Source organism: Rhodococcus sp. AD45-ID (genome assembly GCF_003023755.1).
GTDB lineage: Bacteria > Actinomycetota > Actinomycetes > Mycobacteriales > Mycobacteriaceae > Rhodococcus_F > Rhodococcus_F globerula.
Map to the genome: position 1 here is coordinate 3,010,246 of NZ_PYHL01000001.1, position 18,482 is coordinate 3,028,727.

Genomic DNA, 18,482 nt, shown 5'->3' on the forward strand with positions numbered 1-18,482 from the left:
CATGGAGTGCCGGAGGCGCGCCGACGGACCGCCCTATGTTCGATTGTTATCGGAATATTCGCCAGCAACCTTCGTCACACTCAGAGGATACGGACCAAGATCTCGGAGTGACCAGCGCGAATGATGTCGCCGTCGGCGAGTTGCCAGTCCTGAACCGGCGCCCCGTTAACTGTGGTGCCGTTCGTGGAACCGAGATCGGACAGCATTGCCGTCCGGCCGTCCCAGCGGATGTCGATGTGACGACGTGAAACACCGGTGTCGGGAAGACGGAACTGTGCTTCCTGGCCGCGGCCGATGATGTTGCTGCCATCGCGGAGCTGGAAGTGGCGTCCACTGCCGTCCTCGAGCTGGAGGGTTGCCGTCACAGCAGCCTGCGGGGCTGCGGGCGCGTAACCACCCTGGTTGTAACCCTGCTGGGCGTACGACTGTGTCTGGTCGTAGTTGCCGCCCTGATTGTTGTATGCCTGCTGGTCGTAGCTGCCCTGATCGTAAGACTGGGCGTCGTACGGCTGCTGCTGGTAACCCTGCTGGTCGTAGCTGCCCTGATCGTAAGACTGGGCGTCGTACGGCTGCTGCTGGTAACCCTGCTGGTCGTAACCACCCTGGTACGCCTGCTGGTTGTAACCGCCCTGGTCGTAGGACTGCTGATCGTAGGCAGGCTGCTGGTAGCCGCCCTGCTGAGCGTCGTACGGCTGCTGCTGGTAACCCTGCTGGTCGTAGCTGCCCTGGTACGCCTGCTGGTTGTTGTTGTACGGCTGCTGCTGGTAGCCCTGCTGGTTGTACCCGCCCTGGTCGTAGGGCGCCTGCTGCTGCGGCTGATCGTCACCGGTGCGGTAACCGTCGCCGCGGTCGTACCCGTTCTGCGGCGGCGCTTCCTGGCCCCGTGGTGCCGGGTAGTTGCCGTCGTCGTGTGAGTATCCGTTGCGCGCCGGCTGCTGATCGGGCTGGCGACCAGCCGGTTCGCGGCTGGACTCGTAGCCTGAGTTCTGCGTCATGGTGCCGGCTCCTGGTTGTGACGGGACTGGATTCGAAACAGGGGGAACAATAGGTGCAGGTGATTGTGGCGGTCGAGACGATACCTGCGGAACATTGGACCGGGGCGATGCTTGGTCGGCATCGTCGTCCGGGTCGACAGTGCCGCGGGTGCGGAACTGACCGGTATGCAATGTAGGCGAGGGCTCGAAAGTCACCGAAATATCGCCATACGTCTGCCAGCCCTGATCTCGGATGAAATCCTGCAGATGCCGGCTGAAAGCCTTGATAGTGAGGTCGCGGTCGGCCGCCAACTCCTCGTGATCCGAATTGTTGATCGTGATCACATAGTGGTTGGGGGCAAGGAGAATTCCGCCGCCGAGGTGCTCGACGCGGTCGCGCGCTTCCTGTTGGAGCGCAGCCTCTACTTCTTGCGGTACGACGCCGCCGCCGAAGACACGCGCGAATGCGTCGCCGACAGCTCCTTGAAGCTTTCGCTCAAAACGCTGAACGATGCCCATCGGGGTCTCCTCTCGCTTCGCATTTCCCGGTGGAAAAATGCTCGGCAACTAGCGCCGGCATCGCCCACTCGCGTGTCGTTCGAACTACTGTCAGGTTCCACGGTACTGTCAAACGGCTGTTCGGCAGTATCTGCCTCTGGTTCCTGCATGATATCGGTTCCTCCCACTGAAGTACCCTGTGTTCTTCGTTTCATGCCGTGACCAGTACGAATAGAAGTTTCAAATGTTGTCGTGATAATGTTTCGACGTTGCTCGGGCGAGTGGCGGAATGGCAGACGCGCTGGCTTCAGGTGCCAGTGTCCTTAGGGACGTGGGGGTTCAAGTCCCCCTTCGCCCACCACAGACGAGGCCACAAACTCTTTCGAGTTTGTGGCCTCGTTTTTTGTTGGTTGAGGTAGTCCGGAAATTACGCGTTGTTCTGTCGTCGGACCATCTCGTTGATCCAGATGGGTGCAAACGGAGATGTGCAGTTCGGGGGAGTCGGGTAATCCTCGAGTACCCGCAGTCGTTCACCGATGTCGATTGCCCGCGCCCGGTACTCGGCGTGCTCGATCCCGATCTGAGCCAGGGTGTGGTTCATCGCCCACTGCAAGCGATCGGGGGCGTCCTTCATCTCCGCCTCGATGACGTCGAGCAGACGCGCTAGGTCGAGGCCCTCGGGTTTCTTCGCCACGCGCTCGGTGGTCAGTGCCCAACCGGCGCTCGCGACCACTGGATCCGAATCGCCTGACCAGGCGAGGCGCAGTTCCTCGGAGTGCGGGTTCTTCTTCACTACATAGTTCACGAGCCAGTCGTGAACCTTGGGAGTGCGGGCCTCCCGCAACATGGCGTCCAACTCGTCGCGGTCGAACGCCTTCGGACGGCAGATCAGGATCGCCAGCAGGCGCGCTGCGGTGTCCTCCGTCTTCCAAAGCTGTTGTGCGAGTTTCTGCTGCGTCTTCAGTCGCTTCGCGATGGCGCGCAATTTGCTGAGGTTCACGCCGTGATCGTCGCCGTGCTTCTCGTTCACCGCGCGGGCTTTCGGATCCTCGAGTGCGGCCAGTTCGGCGATTACCTCGGCCACTGTCGTATCGGCCACCTCAGCTTTATCGGCCACCTCAGCCTCCTGTCTTTCGCGTCTGAGTTTTCAGTCTAGGAGGGCAGTGTCGTCAGGAGGGCAGTGTCGTCGACCATGGTTTCCAGTGGCCATCCTGCGGCGGTTGCACCGGTGCGGCCCGAAGTTCAGCGGCTCGCTCCTTGGACAGAGGTGTTTTGCCGCTACGCCCCCAGTCATTGCCTTCCCAGGAATGTTCGAGGACCGGTGGGATGCTGCCCGTGATGCGTTCGGACAGCTGCCCGGTGGTAAGAGCTTCGGCGTAGTTTGCCAGTTCCCGCGCAACGTCTTCGGCATCCTCATCGCACGCGTCGCATCCGCATGCGGGGAGCGCGATGTGCTGCCACGCACCGACGTCGAGATACAACCCGGGAAACGAGGTGAAGGTGATCGCGAGCGGTGCCTGGTCCACGTGAACTGGAGTTATCTGTACAGACTCCAACGTCGCGACGGTCTTGGACTTCGACGGTGCCGCCGGACCGCGGGAAATCGTCACGTCGAACCTGCGTGCGAGATCGCTGATCAACTCTTCGGCAGCCGGTATCAACGGAGCAAACCGTTCCGGGTTCGTCACTCGCCCGTATGCCTCTTCGGGTGGATCGTCCAACGTTGTATCCCTCCGTCATGACCGCTGTGCTCACGCTCCGTCACTTCTTGCCTGAAATATCGTCCCCGCGGGGACGTTTCAGAAGCAATTCAGCCCAGGTGGCTTGTCGGTCGATCACGCGACAGACACGGGACCATTTTCAGTGCAAAAATATCTCGTTGCGTTGTTTTGGTCAGCGGTTTCATGCGCGGTGAGGAATTCGATGAGCGGTCCGAAGGGAATTCAGTACCGAGTTGACCCGAAAGTGGCGCGTCGTCTTGCCGAGGAGCAGCGAAGCCGACAGTTACTTGCACGATGGCGGCAGATCGAATCTGCGGCGATTCGCTTGTCGGCACGTTGCCACGCACACGATCTTCCCATCCTCGCAGTAGCGATTCCGACGGTGGCTGCCGACGACACCGCGCAGATGGAAGCTCTCGCGGATCAGCTCGAACATGAAGTGAATCAGTCGAATCGGCAGTTGGACGCGAAGGTGCGGGAGAATCGATCACGACGGTTCGATCACGATCTGGAAGCCGTTCTAACGGACCTCGCGGCAGTCGAGGAAGCGGCGCGAGTGGCGAGACCGGTCGACGCTGACAAGTCTGTCGATACCTCGAGGAATGCGTCGGATTGCACTGCTGCCGAGCGTCGTAAGCGGCTGTCGGATCAGGTGTCCCGCCGTCTCGGTCGACTTGTCGAACCGGCATCCGAAATCGAAGATTTTGCAGTGGCTGTCGTGACGGCACCGCTGGATCGTGCCCCGATGCTCCTCGACGAACTTGATGCGCAGATTTCCGAACGGAACGCCATCACGAATCGGGTCGGTGCGGATAATTCTCGGCTCGACGCGCTGCGAGTGAAGGCGGCTGCTTTGCAGGATGCCGCAGCAGTCGGCGGCCTTTTGGCGCAGGCAGCCAACGAGATCGAGTGTCAACGTTCCGCTGCTGCGATTCTGGACGCAGTGACGAATCTCGTAGATGCGGCGACTGCCCGCGTCACGGCAGAAGTGGAGCGCCAGTACGTGCTCGAAGCGGTACGAGAGTCACTCGAGGAACTGGGATACGTCACCACCGAAGTTGACGGTGGTGGTCCGGACAGCGTGGTGTTGAGTCGCGCCGGCTCGACAACTCATGGAGTTCGCGCCCGAGTATCCGAAGGGGAGGTCGACCTGCACTCGATCGGTTTCGCAGACCGTAACGACAAAGCGGCGGATACGGCCGCCGATCAAGCGCTGTGTGGCGACCTCGATCCGATGTTGGGAGCACTCGAACGCCGTGGTGTGTCGCCGGGGCGGGTCCGCAGAATCCCGGCTGGTGTTCTCCCGGTGTCGCTTGTTCGCGTTGTCGAACCTCATGGGGAAGGAATCCGAACCGCGCGTAGATCGACTCGTGCGCAAGTCCGGGAGACAGGGCTGTGACGGAAGTGGTGGCCGTGCGAGTTTCCGGGCTGACGCATCATGGTGCGGTGCGCACGAACAACGAGGACGGTATCGGCTGGCTCGGCTGGTCGCTCCGGGGTATGAGCCCAACGGTGTGGGAAACCGACGTGCTCGTGACCGCACCTGTGACGCTTGTCGTATGCGATGGCATGGGCGGTCACGCAGCAGGTGAGGAAGCCAGCCGACTTGCCTGTGAAATGCTCACCACTCCAGGCTATTTCGATCACATTGCGGATGCACAGAGCGCGCGTGAGGCAGTTCGGGTGTTGGTGCAGCGAACATCGGATTCCATTAACGATCTGTCCGATCAACAGCCGTATCTGCGGGGCATGGGTTGCACGGTTGCTGGGGTGGTGGTGTTCCCCGACGGAAGTGCGTTGGTATTCAACGTCGGAGATTCTCGTGTTTACTGCATGGATGGTGACTACCTAGGTCAGTTGACCGTTGATCACCGATCAGCTGATACGAATGCACTCACTCAAGCGCTCGGAGGTGGGCGTCGGGTGGTCCTCGAGCCCGCGTTCTTCGAATGCCGAATACCGGGCAAACCTGGGCTACTGCTGTGCACCGACGGTCTTGACGATTACGCCGACGAACTCGACATAGAGCGGTTGATGGCAGGCGATTCGAACAACATCCTCTGTGAACTCCGAGATCTGGCCCTGTCCGGCGGCGGAGGGGACAACATCACCTTGGCGCGAATCACCGCGCACAAGCGCACCGCGAACGGAGAAATGCATGGCTGATGTGACGCGTCTTGACGGCGGACGAGTTCCCGCACCTGCCACCAGGCTTGACGGTGCAACTCCAATTGCGCAGCCCTCAAACTACATTCGCGAGAACCTGCCAACAACTCTCGCGCAGAGATACAGTATCGTTCGCGAACTGGGCCGCGGGGGCGAGGCGACGGTGTGGCTGTGCACGGATACCGTCGGCAATCAAGTCGCGATCAAGATGTTCCAGCATCCTCCGACCTACAGAACAGATTTCGGTTCTGCCGCATATCGTGATCGATTCCGAGCCGAACACACGGTCCAGGTATTCGCCCGTGGACAGGACGATGGTGTCTCTTACGAAGTGATGGAGTTCTGTGCTCTCGGGACACTCGAAGATCACATGAACCGACACTCGGGCAAGATCACTCACGGAGATGCGGTCGACATTCTGAGGGAGTTGGCCGGGGCGCTGCACGGAATGCAAGGGCCTGACACGGGCATGAAATTGGTACACGGCGACATCAACCCGAAGAACATCCTGGTGCGTACCGATCGGCCCTTGGATTTGGTTCTCACAGACTTCGGCCTGAGCGTCGACCTCGCCGGACGGTCCAGGCTGTCGAACACGGGAAAGGGAACTCTCGCTTACAGCGCTCCTGGTGCGATGCGGTACTACACCCAGGCCGACGACTGGTGGAGTGTTGGCATGACGATGTACCAAATCATTGTTGGGCGCAACTACTTTCAACGGTCGGACGGGCATTGGATCAGCGACGATCGGATCGAGAACGAACTCACCGTGCGAGACATCGCATTGGGTGAGATCAATGAATTGCCGTTCACCGAGCACGAGAAGAAGCGGTGGCAGCTTCTGCTTGCCGGATTGCTCACCCGTGACCGTGAATTCCGTTGGTCGATGCGGGAAGTCGGCGAATGGTGCGGAGGTGGTGCACCGAAGGTGCATCGACTAATCGACGTATCAAAGGTTCCCGATTCGGAATTCGGTACCGGCACAACCCAGGAGAATCAGCATTCCATACCGCCTTTTGCACTCGCCGGTGTCGGGGAGTTTCGAGACCCTCGCGAATTGGGGGAGGCAATGGCCGCAGATCCCAAAGCTGCCGCACGTGCCGTCAGTGGTCGTCGAGCGCAAGTATTGCTGGCGTGGCTGAAGGACGAGGTGAAGACGAGGGCCAGTTATGCGGAGTTGCGAACGTACAGCGACCTGTGGGGACCCGACGAGATTGCGGTCTACTTCGTATCTCAGCTAGCGCCGGCCGCTACTTTGACGTATCGCGATCATCCGATCTCCACTCCTGGAGATTTACGGAAGTTAGCTCAGTCAGCCAGCACGGTGACGGTCGTGAGCCGACTATTCGAGACCCATATTCTTGCGGGCATCGACGGTTCTTCCGCGGAGCGTGGAAGATACAGGATGATTGATGCGAACTGGCATGACATGGTCGAGCAGGCGGACGATCAGGCCAGGTCTGCGAGGGTTTCGATTTCTTCCGACGAGCGAGCCGGACTCACTGCCAATGCGCTGTTGATCGCGGCGTCGGACGATGCGGTTGCCCGAAAGTACATCGCGTCGGTGGCAAAGCGAGTCGAGCAATCAGTAGCGGCGCGTGAGACGTCCGGTTGGTTCGCTTCGATCAGACGGGGATTCGGTCAGTGAGGTTCTCAGCGAATGGCCAATCCATTGTTCCCCGCGTCCAATAGATTTGTCGAGACGGTGCGCCCCCATTCGGTGCGAACGTTGAGCCACACTTCTGCTGGGTCGTGATTCTGCACCCACGAGTTGGACGCGAGAACCTCATCATTGGCGCCGACGTATGTCCAACGGGCATCAGACGAGTCATCGAATTCGTCACCGTCAGTGAGGGATAGGTAACCCATATAGATCCATCCTTTGTAGACGGAGACACGGTTGCACCCTTCGCCTGTGTATCCCTTGTCCGATCCCAGATACATCTGCCACAGCTGGTCCGGGACAGTCGTCCCCTCGGGTGCGCGGACAGTCAATTCCAGTGCATGGCCACACTCGAGATATCTTTGGGTGAAGGGAAATGCTGTCGAGGACAGCTTGGCTATCGAGTCCTCCTCGGCGCCGGCGAAGAGAGATTTCCCCGTGTTGAGAGCCCAAATTCCGCCGATGAGCAGCACAACACCGACTGATCCGAACGCCACTCGCGCCGTCCAGGGGCGGCATACGAGAACGGCTCCGACGATCAACGCGATCACAGACCAACCGGCTACCAACTCCGCCCAGAAGTACGGCAGGAGTGCCCGGATCTCAGGCTCGAAAACCCCCGGGTCCTCCGAGAAGATTCGGCCGCGTAACACGAAATGTCCTATTGCCCAAGGTATAACGATGCTCATTGCGGCCAGGGCGCCCAGCCGTACAGCTGTACCGTCGATCCTGCGGCTGCGCTGCGCGGCGGAAGTGCGTCTTGCCTGTTCTGCGGCGGCTTCGGCCTGTAGTCGATCCGCCGTTTGTTGAATTTCCGCCGCGTCCTGGGCGGCCTGCCGTTCCCGTACCTCTTCCTCGGCGCGTGGGAGTGTCGCATCCAACAGGAGAGCCTGTGCCACCACGTTGTTGTTCATCCTGGGTCCTCCTCGAGGTGGTACGAAAATTCAGTCGATCTGCAGGTCGAGGCTTACGTCAGCGGCCAGGCGTACAACTTGACCGGGTCGGACCTCGTATTCGGTTTGAGGGTTGATTCGAACCCCTTCGATGAAGATGCCGTTTGCCGATCCGGTGTCCGTAACATGGAAGCAGCTACCGTCGAATCGCAAAATACCGTGTCGTCGTGAGAGATTCGGGTATTGCGCGAATATCGCTGCTTGCGGATAGTCGTCATCTCGGCCCAACAGCAGTACGTCGTCTGCGGTGATGTCGAGCGTGTCGCGACTCCCGATGACAACATGGCCGACGCGACGCCGAGTGCTCGGACGGTCGATGACAGTTCTTGGGGACATCGCAGATTCCGACTCGTGCGTATCCTGAGACGTCGGTTCGGTCGGTGCTACGAGATCCCACAGGTCCATACCGCAACCCGGGCACTGCGCGAACACAGAACGATCGGCAACCGCATTGCACCCGCAGGTGACGAGGTCGGTTGTCATGACAGCCACGAGGTGCGATCGAGAGTGACGCCGCGGTCCGCGAGTGCCCCACGCAAACGCGTCATGTCATTCTGCAATGGAATTCCAACCATCCATATTGTGTGTTCGTCCACGTGAACTCCGATTTCCCGACGCTGATCGGCGTACGTTTCTTCACGGCTTTCCGCCGGATATCGCATGGCGCCCAATTTCGAACAGACTTCGACGACTTGGTTCGACGATCCGCGTAATGCACTGTCGGAAGCTAGTTCACGAATGTACGGACCGCTGACCACAACATCGACCGCTTTGCTCAACCAGGGTAGGGACTGAGCGAGTTCATCGGTTGTACGGCCGGAGTAGAGCAGCACGTCCACATCATTGGCGCGGGTCGCGCGCCACATCTCGATCCCGTTGAGCAGTATCCGAAGTGCATCAGGCTGATCTGTCGGTTCACCGCCCGAGACCGTAATCCCGTCGACGTCATCGAGCTCCCTCAACCAGTCCAGTACGCTGTCGATTTCAACGCGCATCGCTTCGTCAGCCGGCCAGGTATCGCGGGACACACAGCCGCGGCAGTGCACGGTACAACCTTGGACCCAGATGCCGGCGCGCCGTCCGAAACCGAGACTGGTTACCGGATAGTGAAGGCGCGAAAGCAGCATCGTCGTCACGACAGTGTCACCATCCATCCGGTGGAATCTTGTGTGATCGCGGTGACCGTGGCGTGGGCTGTGGAAATATCCATCTCGAACAGAGCGCGAGAGAGGGGGTTGACTAGCATTGTCTCGACAATTGTTCCGACCCCACGACCGCCGAAATCCAGTCTTTCACAAGCTGATTCGACGAGTTGCTGAATTACGGAGTCGGCCACCGAGATGTGTGTCCCACTGATGCTGTGCACGCGCCGCGTGACGTTGTCGACGAACATCGGCACCAGATCTTCTGCTGTTCTCGGTGAGATGAAGTCGAAGACCACAATATTGTCGCCGATGCGGTTCAGTAGTTCAGGTCTGCCGATGTCTTTTGTGAAGTGCTCGGAGACAGCAGCTCTGATGGTCGACTCGATCTCGGTATATGGCCGACCTCGGGAGACGACGGGTACCCGTTCGCCCTGACTGTCGGTCCGGTAGACACCTAGGTTCGACGTGAAGACGATCAACGCTTCGGAGAAGTACACGGTCGAGCCGTTTCCGTCGGTCAGTCGGCCGTCCTCGAGAATCTGTAGGAATTTGTCGAGGATCCTCGGATGCGCCTTCTCGATTTCGTCGAATAGGAGCAGGCTGAAGGGATTGTGCCGCACGGCATTCGTGAGTTCGCCCCCGGTGTTATAGCCGACGTACCCTGGTGGTGCGCCGATCAGCCGGGCTTCGGCATGCTCGGATGAGAACTCGCTCATGTCGAAGCGAATGAACGCATCCTTGCGTCCGAATACCAACTCGGCCATCGACTTCGCGAGCTCCGTTTTTCCTACCCCGGTCGGGCCTGCAAAGAACAGAATGCCTTGCGGACGGGAGCTGTCGCCTGACCCTTGTGCGCCGGTCAGGCCGGTCGTCGATCGAATCAGGATGTCAACCGTTTTCCGAATCGGCGCCTGCTGACCGAGAACTCTGCTCCCGAGATACTTGGCACCCTCACGAATTCGCTGTTTGAGCGCGGGATCTTGCCAGGGATTGTCGGGCACCCCTACCCGGAAAGTGCGGATTGCGTCCTCGATCGACGTGGCCGCGATTCGACGATCGATTGCGAGTCGGTTGACCTCGGTGATGGACCGCAGAGTCAATCCGTTGGTTTGTGCGGCGTAACTGTCGATTACGGCTTCACGGGCAGTTGGATCTAGGTCGACACCTCCAGGTAGGGAAGGAACAAGGCTGGTCACTGCTGTCCGACGCTGACCAAATGTAGGTGCGGGGATGGACACGACCCGGACCGCATCTGTGGCGACTAACCAATGCGGTAGATCGTTTTCTTGGTCGACAAGCCAGAAGACCGTGTTGTACAGCGGCGTGATGTGTGGCCCCGGAACTGGATTCCGGCGCGCGGTGGACAACAGTTTCTCTGCTACTACCAGGACACGATGAAACTCAGGATCACTGAAGTCGGGTCCAGGCGTCAGGCGGGAGGCGTTGTCGATGACGAGACACATCGGTCGTTCGGAGACGGCAACTGATTCAAGGAGTTGTTGAAGTGCGGGAAGCTGGCTCGTTCCGGGGGCAGAGGCCTTCCGATCCAGCTGCGACAGTACAGCTGCAGCGCTGCCGCTTTCGTTGTCGTGTAGTACGCGTGCTCCGCTGACGATGTCGAAAGTGATCTGGCATGAGTGGCCGGCGATCGACAACAGGGTGCTCAATGCCTCGATGACAGTTGCAAATCGTGGATGTGGAGTGCCCGGGCGCGGGAGTATTACAAAATCGCGCAGATTGCCGGTAATCGCAACCTGGGGATTTGCGGCGAGTGCCACATCGATTTCTCGGAGCCAGTTGGGGAGATTCTTGATGTGCTCAGGGGTAAGAGTAGGCGCAGTCACGTGAGCAACCATTTTCCTGAGCCGGCCATGGCAGTTCTCCTCTTGTGCCGAAAATTGTCCAGGAACGGAGTATTTCATCGTTGATGGAAATCGGCTGTCGTTCGTTTGACCTACACGCGCAAATGATCCGGGGGTTCGGTCCATGACATGAAAGCTCTCGACAACCAAGGAGACCCTCATGACAGTTCGCACACGTACAGCCGTTCTGGCACTTGCCGCTTCGGGACTTGTACTCACCGCACTGACGGCACTGCATGCTCCGGAGGCCGGCGCCGCTATACGGACCGGCAAGGTGATACAGCAGGTTAACGTCCGCAATGCTCCGAATACGAACGGACCGGCGGTTCGGACGATTCCTGCGGGAACCAACGTCGGAATCAATTGTTGGGTACCGGGACAGGCAATCACCGGACCGTACCGGACAACTTCTACGATCTGGTACACCATCGACGGCGGTGGTTATGTCACTGACTCCTACCTCGAGACCGGTTCCAACGCTGCTGTGACTCCCCGGTGTTCCGCCCCCGCTCTTGCGGGTGGTCGGGCCATGGGACGCAGCATGACAGTGAACGACGCTACTCCGGGTCAATGCACTTGGGGTGCAAAGAATTACTGGAAGCAAGCAACCGGCTATTACCCCAATATTCACGGCGATGCCAAGGCCTGGGCCAACGATGCACGTGCAAACGGGTGGACGGTGGTCGCCGACGCTCAGGCACGGAGCATCGTCGTGTTCCAGCCGGGCGTGCATGGTGCCGACCGCAACTTCGGCCACGTGGGGTGGGTCGATTCCGTCGAGAATCGTGCTGACGGTCGGTACATCCGGGGTCGTGATATGAACGGTTACGGGAATTTCGTGCTGAAGGACGTTCCAGGGATGAGTTACATACTCGCACCGTGATTGACGCGCCCACAGGTCGTCAGATCACCGGAACCACGGTGGGTCCCGAGACTGTGCCGTAACGCGTATCCATCGAGCGCAGGTAGCGCTCGAGTGCGATCTGCCCCCCGGGCATCTGCAGTAGCGGAGGTGGGCGCATGGGGAGTGCCGCGCCGGCGACGAGGGCACTTGCACCGCCCATGCCAAGACCAGCGTCGTCGGCGATCTGAGGTGTCGGCGATTCGATGTCGACATCGGTCAGGAACCGATCGGCCGAAATCTCGGCCACGTGCGTTCCGGAGTTGATCGTCGACTCGACGAGCTCGCTCAAGAGCTGTCGATCGCCCAATTTGTCCGCCCACACGAATATCTCCGCCATCCACTGCGAAGCCGTTTTCTCCCAGGAGAGTCGACTACTGGCGATCTCGAACTGGAATCGCTGCGCGTTGACGTACTGAACTGCGGGCAGTGCGAGTTCGAGTGCTTCACGGTAGCGTTCGCCACCGGAGGCCGCAATAATCGATACGGCGGCCAGGAAGTCGCACTTGGCAACATCGATCATGGTCCTCAGCGCCAGGAACAGCTCCCGTGCGGCACCTAGGTGCACCAGTGCAGTGCCGGGACTTCCTTCCATGATTTCGGCGCACGCAAGGTTACGTTGGCACCAGCCGACATTGCGTCTGTAGGCGAGATCGGAACCGAAGTCTTCGATGGCCTCGGTAAGCACCTTCTTGGCTCGAACGAAATCCGAGGTCATGAAAGCAACGACCCCGATATTGCACCGGCAGACGGCCGCTCGCGCGTGTTGCCCCAGACCGGCGAAAAGTTCCGCTGCACTGGAGAACGCCGCCTCGGCAAGGTCGAAGTCTCCTCTCGCGACATGAAGGCCACCCACATTTTGGTCGACCATCGCGACTCGATCGGTCGAGCCGAACGAGTCGAACGCCGCGCGAGCCTTGACAAACGAATTCTCCGCGTCGGCGAGCCTTCCGGCCTCAAGATAGACCTGACTGAGGTGGGAATCGCTGGTCGCAACGCCGAAGCGAATGCCACTGTTCGAAAAGGCTTTTCGTGATTCGAGTAGTGCTTGCTCGGCATCGTCGTATCGACCCAAGGAGAGGAGGCACACGCCGATACTCTGTTGGCATGCGGCAGACTTCTCGACATTCTCCCCGTTCACGAATGCGGCTCGAGCGAACTCGAGCCCGTCAATTGCCGCCTCGTATTCAGCGTTTTGCATCAACACCAGAGCTAACTCTTGCCGACAATCCGCCTCCAACTCGGACTCGCCCAATCCCACGATCAGTGCGAGCGATTGGTTGACAAAGTCTTCCGCTCTGGATAATTCGAGCTTTTCTCGCGCGAGCGCGCCGAAGTATCGTAGGCATGTCGCACGAAGTACCGGCTCTTCCGCGGCGCTGAACTCTGCCAAGGCCGAGATCAGTAGTCGCTCGGCGGAGACCAAGTCACCGAGCTGCATCTGGACTGTGGCCAAGTGCATGTCGCACGTGGCCACAGAAACGATGTCACCAAGGCGTGTGTGAGCTTGTCGCGCACGGTTATAGGCGTCAACTGCATCGGAATGCCTTCCCTGGTCTTCGTAGATCATTCCGAGGCCGACGTCGATACCTGCTGCGTCGTCCGGATGTTCGTCGGCAAACAGATTGCGCGCGGATACCAAGGATGTGATTGCGTCGTCGATCATTCGGAGATGCAACAGCAAGAGTCCCAACTGCCTGTGGCAGTGTGCGCTGCGACTTGGACGGTCTGTGTGCGAGTGCAGCGCGATCGCCGCTCGGTAGGACTCGACTGCGTCTGTCACACGTTTAGCCTCGAAGTAGAGGTCTCCGAGTTGTTCCCAGCAATCTCCCTCTGCATCAGGGACTTCAGCCGTTCGAAAGAAATCGATTGCCGCGTGCAATTCGATTTCGGCGTCAGCAAGGTCCTCGACAGTTGACGTGATTCCGATGAGGTACTGGCACCGAGCAGCTTCCGGACCTTTGTCGACTTCGCGGTAGAGTGTCCGCGCGATGGTGAACTGCGCCTTTGCGGAAGTGATGTCCTCCATCTCGAGGAGACACGATCCACCACCTTCGTGGCAGCGGGCGGACTCCTCTATCTGCCCGGTGGCGAAGAATCCGCGTGCCGCCCGACTGAACGCAGCGTACGCATGCGCGACAGCGCCACTGTCCTCGTACAGTTCGGCGAGCACACCGCAGTATGCGGCTCCGGTCTCGACATCACCCCAGGATTCGAAGAGGTCACATGATCTCTGGAGCCACATGATCGCCTCGCGCTTGTCACCTGTGTCCGCGAGAACGAGGCCGAGTTCGCCGGCACAGTCTGCTGTCAATTCCGGATCGTCGAGATCTGTCAGCAATTCCAGTGCCTGGTGCAACGTTTTGATCGAATCTGCGAATTGTTCGATGTCCGCCTGTGCAATGCCGATCAATCGTAGGCAGTGTGCAATGCCGTGAAGTTCGCCTTCTCTGACACATTCGCGCTGTGCGGCCCGAAGAAGTTCCAGCGCGTCGATGGCGTTGCCATCGGCAAGAAGATCGAGTCCGTCTAGATACAGACGGCTCGGCCAAGGGTGGTGTTTCATTTTCATCGCACTCGGTCGGGCATGAATTTGCCGATCGTCCATCGACCTATTCCGAATACAACTGCATACGTGGCAAACACTGTCAGTGATCCCACAGAATCAACCTCGTCGCAATTGGTGGACATTCCAGATGCCGACGAAAGTAGCACGATAAGTCCCAATGCGGTGCCGACGATCAAGAGTCCCGTCTCAGGCCTCGCTCCGATCGTGCTTCCCAGAATTACAGCCGCAATAATACCGAGTGCAAGTGGAGTGGAACCCGAGGTGACCCCGACAGGAGAGGTGAGAAACAGGACGACATCAATAGCGCCGAACCAGGCCAGGCCGGCGACTGCTGCGCCGTTTATATTCATACCCCCGATAACGAACCCGCACGCAGCGCTGAGGAATGCGATCGCGACGAACAGTGCAACTGCGCTTATCCGCAGCGGTACATTCGTATCTATTCCGCAAATACTTGGCTCAGTGAGTTCTGACATCGCCGGCACCAGGGCTATAAGTCCGATCACGGAGTAGAGCAGGTCAGCCCCGATGGATACCCCTGGCAACGAGCCGAGCAGGGCAACGACCAGGGCGAAGATGCCAACTGCCACTCCCACTTCGGCCGGAGAGCCAAACGTCGGACTCTCGGACGCTGACAGTTGCACAAGCGCACTCACTGCTATGAACCCTGCCAGAAATGAACGTCCAAATCTATTTGAATTCGATGACGGTTTCAATGGGAAGGTTGACCCACCTGGGTGTTCAGCGCGCGATGCTCGCCCGCCGAGCACGAAATACACCACCATCATCAGGAAGGCTAGAACGATGACGATCGCAGTCATAATGGGAAGTGAGTAGACATTGCGACCAGTCCTTCCGTCCGATCCGATATTGGCGAGGTTTCGAATAGGAGGACGATCACCTGCTTGTCGGATAATGATGAAGGAGTTCAGCGCCGGCCGAAAGTCATTCGATGAGACTAATCTACGAAGACGTTTCAATAGGGAGTTGGTGACATGTCGGGGAGCAGTGACTGGGCCGTCAGTGGTTGGTGGATCGGCCGTGAACTCGGCCGTGGTGGTCGTGCCGAGGCAACCCTGACACGAAATGACCTGATCGAATTATGGGTTAAGGCTTCGGCGTCACCGAAACCGAATATCAGGCACTTCGCCGAGGATCTTACGACGTGGACACACGAACTGGGAGCCACTGAATGGGTCGAGACGATGACCACACCCGAGGTTGCGCGGCGTATGCGTCAGGGTGTCAACGAAGTGGCAACAGGTGTCGAAATTTGGGACATGGTGAGCATGATTGCTGCAGAGTATGCGGATCCCTTCGCGCGATGCTCCGCCAATGTTGTTCGGGACGTGAGGGCAGAGCGTCCTAGAGGTCTGTCCACTGCAATGGTTGATTCCATTCGGCCGCTCGAAGAAAACCATCCACGCACCGCTGCGCGAAACGCCATGATCGCAACCGAGCAGTGCGGCACAGTGACATCAACTCGAGATCATGCCGATCGCTTTGTCGAGACCCCGCAGTCGTTCACGAGTGAGATCGTGGCCGCAGCTATGCGGGGGTACAGCGGAAAGTTGGTGGACTATCTGGATCGAATCGCCGACGATGACGGCAATGAAGACCTCGAAATCCTCAGCAGCGCAATCGAAGATATGACCATCAGATATGGTGAACCCGACGTTGCGGATCGCTCCCCGTCAGCAGAGGAAATCGAGTTTGTCGAGCGAACTCTCGAGTCCTATCTCAATCGACGAATTGTCGACACCGGAGATCTCGACAGGCCACTGATCCAAGGAAGCAACCTGTACACCAGCTCCGACGTCGTGGGCGAGACATGGCGCCGTGCACGTCGAAATATGTTGAAGCTTCATATCGCCGAAATTGAACTGACCGATGACCTCGTGACACGCGTCTACAAATCGAATCGCCACCGTGCGACGCAGGATCTGCGGCGGAAACTGTTCCGGTCAGCTGATCGGACGGCCCACGCGCAACACCCTGAGAGCTATGGTCTTGAACACACTGAACTTGCGCTCGGCTACCGAGGTGCGTTGATGAGGCTTCTGTTCGCCCGCGCGCGTACGTACGTGATGGACAGCTCGATCGAGTCGAGTCATCCGTGGGGCGAAAAATACGAAGGGCCGCTGCCGTGTTGGGAACGCGAGGTAGTTCTCGGCATACTGCAATCTGATGCCGAGACCGTGGTCGATGGTTCCGTCCCCGAGGTCGCAGCATTCATAGATCGAGGTGCAGTTCGGCCAATGGTGCGTCACCTGCTCGAAGTACACAGACCCACGAACACCCTCGCCCCTAGTCCGACCAAATCGGTTGCGCTGGTCATGCAACTCTTACAGGGGGCCCTGGCAATGGCAATCAATGACGACGACATCTTTGCCGGCGACGGTATCGAACTCGTCGGAAAGAAGGCCGCAGGACAAACCTGGACGCAGAAATCTGCCGAAATCATTCGGAGGCTTCGGACACACCGCGACGAATGGACCGAGTTGACGGAGACGAACAAGTGAGTGCATCGAAATACCCGCGCTCGATACGACGCGATGGCGGCGATCTCTCTTGGGATAGTGACGTTGCTCCCGCGGTTGCAGAAGTTGCGGTGTCCATCGCACCCGGCGTTGTAGTAGTCGTCGACGCTGCGGACACGTCGACGGTCCTGCGTTGGCATGTGGCCGAGGGCGGTGGGATCAGGGCGCTGGCCGCGGCCTGTGTGGAACCTGGCCTTGGCGGAATCCTCGAACGTGCGGCCAGTGGCATCGAAAGCGAATGTGACGCTGTTCATCTCGATGCACGGTGGACTCGTCTGGGTCTGACCGCGGCCTGTGGTCGCTGGTCGATGGTTCGGATGAACGAGAGCGTACTGGTGTTGGACGGCGCTGCTGCACGACACCGAATCGGCGATACCACCGCGGCTGCTCGCCTTTTTGCGGTTGCGTCTGCAACTCTCGAAGGGTTGGGGGTGGATTGTTTGAACGGTGAGATGTCCAGCAGCGCAGCCAAAGAGATGGCGATCGTGACGCTGGAAGCGGCAGAAGCGGTATCCGAAACGACGTGGGGTTACGTTCTGATGGACCTCGCTGCCCGAGTGCAGGCCGCCACCGCGTTCGACGACGACACGCTGCGGCAGTGGATCGAAGATCTGGTGGAAACACAATCGTTGAGCTTGGTGGATACGGATATGGCCGGTGGCGGAACTCGCTCTCGTGCTTCGGTCTTCAGTGGGTACATCGATCCGCATGTGGTACCTCCGCGGATTCTCGCGTGGCGTGGTGCGAGCACGCCGGAAATCGAAGCGACTTATCGCGTGGAGGGGGAGACGGGGAGAGTGATTTTGTCCGCACAATTGGCGCAAGGCATCGATCCCCACTCCCGCGAAGCCGGAGAGATGTTGGCGTACGCTGCAAATCGCAGATCAGGGCAGCTTCTCGTTAGCGTTCCGATGGTGGCCGATGGAACCAGCCTGATCGGGATAATGGAGATCGACGAGGATTCCCTTTCCGACATATGTTTCGGGATCTTTTGTGCTTCTAGCGATCCTCGCGATCTCCGTGCCGGCGATTCGGCCGGTGTGCTGGTCGATGTCGATCGGCTCATGCTGGAAGCGTGGGGATTGCAACGCGCGAAGTTGGCCGCCCTGTACGTCGCGAACTCGACGTCGGAGTCGGAGGCTCGTAGAGCTGTGACGTCGGCAGCGCGCGGATTCACTCGGGAGGCATTGGATGCGGCTGAATCAGCGGTGGAGAAATTGACTTGGCTGAATGATGAATTCGGTCGCGACAGTCAGTCGTGGGGTGCCCTGCTGGAAAGCAGAATCGAGGCAATCGAGCGCTTCATGGCAGCTGTGGAGGATGACAGGGCTGAACCACCAGGCACGCAGCCGCTATTGGCCGAATTGTTGATCACGCCGTCGGATGACGACAATGACCGCTCGGACGGGCGATCGTGACTCTCAGGTTCGAGAATCGCTCGGTTGTTCTTGTGCGAGCCGCCGATGCGGGCCCCACGTACATGTCATGGA

The 18,482-nt window shown here is 59.2% G+C and carries 15 protein-coding genes and 1 tRNA gene; 7 read left to right on the forward strand and 9 right to left on the reverse strand.

The annotated features are described in order from the left end of the window. Positions 1-80 precede the first annotated feature (80 nt). On the reverse strand, positions 81-1,493 hold the full coding sequence (locus C7T36_RS13855; RefSeq protein ID WP_033235337.1) for a DUF3662 and FHA domain-containing protein: 1,413 nt from the start codon (positions 1,491-1,493) through the stop codon (positions 81-83). 254 nt (positions 1,494-1,747) lie between these two features. Here C7T36_RS13855 and C7T36_RS13860 point away from each other — a divergent pair. Then, positions 1,748-1,833, forward strand: a tRNA-Leu gene (locus C7T36_RS13860). A gap of 66 nt (positions 1,834-1,899) precedes the next feature. On the opposite strand, the gene C7T36_RS13865 is transcribed toward C7T36_RS13860, so the two are convergent. Together C7T36_RS13865 and C7T36_RS30125 are read right to left on the reverse strand one after the other, a co-directional pair. Then, positions 1,900-2,571 carry a DNA alkylation repair protein gene (locus C7T36_RS13865; RefSeq protein ID WP_084702695.1) on the reverse strand — a complete coding sequence of 224 codons (672 nt, stop codon included), beginning with the start codon at positions 2,569-2,571 and terminating at the stop codon, positions 1,900-1,902. Positions 2,572-2,641: 70 nt separating this feature from the next. Continuing rightward, positions 2,642-3,193 carry a DUF6226 family protein gene (locus tag C7T36_RS30125; protein ID WP_181317473.1) on the reverse strand — a complete coding sequence of 184 codons (552 nt, stop codon included), beginning with the start codon at positions 3,191-3,193 and terminating at the stop codon, positions 2,642-2,644. A 202-nt stretch (positions 3,194-3,395) separates the two neighbouring features. Between C7T36_RS30125 and C7T36_RS13875 the strand changes: the two genes are divergently transcribed. From C7T36_RS13875 to C7T36_RS13885, 3 genes are read left to right on the forward strand one after another with little or no spacing between them, the layout of a single operon-like run. Further along, entirely contained in the window at positions 3,396-4,592 is a 1,197-nt protein-coding gene (locus C7T36_RS13875; RefSeq protein ID WP_045066117.1) for a hypothetical protein, read from the forward strand. Beyond that, the gene (locus C7T36_RS13880; protein WP_239654664.1) at positions 4,589-5,359 is read left to right on the forward strand and encodes a PP2C family serine/threonine-protein phosphatase; all 771 of its coding nucleotides are present in this window, start codon (positions 4,589-4,591) and stop codon (positions 5,357-5,359) included. Before C7T36_RS13875 ends, C7T36_RS13880 begins: the two co-directional genes overlap by 4 nt. Next, complete coding sequence (locus C7T36_RS13885) at positions 5,352-7,007, forward strand: serine/threonine-protein kinase (protein ID WP_045066118.1); 1,656 nt, start codon at positions 5,352-5,354, stop codon at positions 7,005-7,007. The genes C7T36_RS13880 and C7T36_RS13885 overlap by 8 nt, the downstream gene beginning before the upstream one ends. Before the next feature lie 5 nt (positions 7,008-7,012). On the opposite strand, the gene C7T36_RS13890 is transcribed toward C7T36_RS13885, so the two are convergent. From C7T36_RS13890 to C7T36_RS13905, 4 genes are read right to left on the reverse strand one after another with little or no spacing between them, the layout of a single operon-like run. Further along, complete coding sequence (locus tag C7T36_RS13890) at positions 7,013-7,936, reverse strand: hypothetical protein (protein ID WP_045066120.1); 924 nt, start codon at positions 7,934-7,936, stop codon at positions 7,013-7,015. 30 nt (positions 7,937-7,966) lie between these two features. Then, positions 7,967-8,458 carry an FHA domain-containing protein gene (locus C7T36_RS13895; RefSeq protein ID WP_106939723.1) on the reverse strand — a complete coding sequence of 164 codons (492 nt, stop codon included), beginning with the start codon at positions 8,456-8,458 and terminating at the stop codon, positions 7,967-7,969. Beyond that, positions 8,455-9,129: a 4Fe-4S single cluster domain-containing protein gene (locus C7T36_RS13900; RefSeq protein ID WP_045066125.1), complete on the reverse strand. Its 675-nt coding sequence runs from the start codon at positions 9,127-9,129 to the stop codon at positions 8,455-8,457. Before C7T36_RS13900 ends, C7T36_RS13895 begins: the two co-directional genes overlap by 4 nt. After that, positions 9,108-10,964, reverse strand: coding sequence for an AAA family ATPase (locus tag C7T36_RS13905; protein WP_239654665.1), 1,857 nt, complete (start codon positions 10,962-10,964; stop codon positions 9,108-9,110). Before C7T36_RS13905 ends, C7T36_RS13900 begins: the two co-directional genes overlap by 22 nt. 178 nt (positions 10,965-11,142) lie before the next feature. Here C7T36_RS13905 and C7T36_RS13910 point away from each other — a divergent pair, with 178 nt between their 5' ends. Next, positions 11,143-11,865, forward strand: coding sequence for a CHAP domain-containing protein (locus tag C7T36_RS13910; protein WP_084702573.1), 723 nt, complete (start codon positions 11,143-11,145; stop codon positions 11,863-11,865). A 19-nt stretch (positions 11,866-11,884) separates the two neighbouring features. Here C7T36_RS13910 and C7T36_RS13915 read toward each other — a convergent pair whose 3' ends face one another. Further along, complete coding sequence (locus C7T36_RS13915) at positions 11,885-14,449, reverse strand: tetratricopeptide repeat protein (RefSeq protein ID WP_045066129.1); 2,565 nt, start codon at positions 14,447-14,449, stop codon at positions 11,885-11,887. Positions 14,450-14,451: 2 nt separating this feature from the next. Next, complete coding sequence (locus C7T36_RS13920) at positions 14,452-15,108, reverse strand: hypothetical protein (RefSeq protein ID WP_146153437.1); 657 nt, start codon at positions 15,106-15,108, stop codon at positions 14,452-14,454. Positions 15,109-15,447: 339 nt separating this feature from the next. Here C7T36_RS13920 and C7T36_RS13925 point away from each other — a divergent pair, with 339 nt between their 5' ends. Further along, complete coding sequence (locus C7T36_RS13925; RefSeq protein WP_045066132.1) at positions 15,448-16,974, forward strand: hypothetical protein; 1,527 nt, start codon at positions 15,448-15,450, stop codon at positions 16,972-16,974. Continuing rightward, complete coding sequence (locus tag C7T36_RS13930; protein ID WP_045066133.1) at positions 16,971-18,410, forward strand: hypothetical protein; 1,440 nt, start codon at positions 16,971-16,973, stop codon at positions 18,408-18,410. The genes C7T36_RS13925 and C7T36_RS13930 overlap by 4 nt, the downstream gene beginning before the upstream one ends. Positions 18,411-18,482 lie beyond the last annotated feature (72 nt).

What these genes read in the sequence shown, in the direction of transcription:
- C7T36_RS13855 (WP_033235337.1), bottom strand. Translation starts at nt 1,493, where the DNA reads ATGGGCATCGTTCAGCGTTTTGAGCGAAAGCTTCAAGGAGCTGTCGGC.
- C7T36_RS13875 (WP_045066117.1), top strand. Translation starts at nt 3,396, where the DNA reads ATGAGCGGTCCGAAGGGAATTCAGTACCGAGTTGACCCGAAAGTGGCG.
- C7T36_RS13885 (WP_045066118.1), top strand. Translation starts at nt 5,352, where the DNA reads ATGGCTGATGTGACGCGTCTTGACGGCGGACGAGTTCCCGCACCTGCC.
- C7T36_RS13890 (WP_045066120.1), bottom strand. Translation starts at nt 7,936, where the DNA reads ATGAACAACAACGTGGTGGCACAGGCTCTCCTGTTGGATGCGACACTC.
- C7T36_RS13895 (WP_106939723.1), bottom strand. Translation starts at nt 8,458, where the DNA reads ATGACAACCGACCTCGTCACCTGCGGGTGCAATGCGGTTGCCGATCGT.
- C7T36_RS13900 (WP_045066125.1), bottom strand. Translation starts at nt 9,129, where the DNA reads ATGGATGGTGACACTGTCGTGACGACGATGCTGCTTTCGCGCCTTCAC.
- C7T36_RS13910 (WP_084702573.1), top strand. Translation starts at nt 11,143, where the DNA reads ATGACAGTTCGCACACGTACAGCCGTTCTGGCACTTGCCGCTTCGGGA.
- C7T36_RS13915 (WP_045066129.1), bottom strand. Translation starts at nt 14,449, where the DNA reads ATGAAACACCACCCTTGGCCGAGCCGTCTGTATCTAGACGGACTCGAT.
- C7T36_RS13925 (WP_045066132.1), top strand. Translation starts at nt 15,448, where the DNA reads ATGTCGGGGAGCAGTGACTGGGCCGTCAGTGGTTGGTGGATCGGCCGT.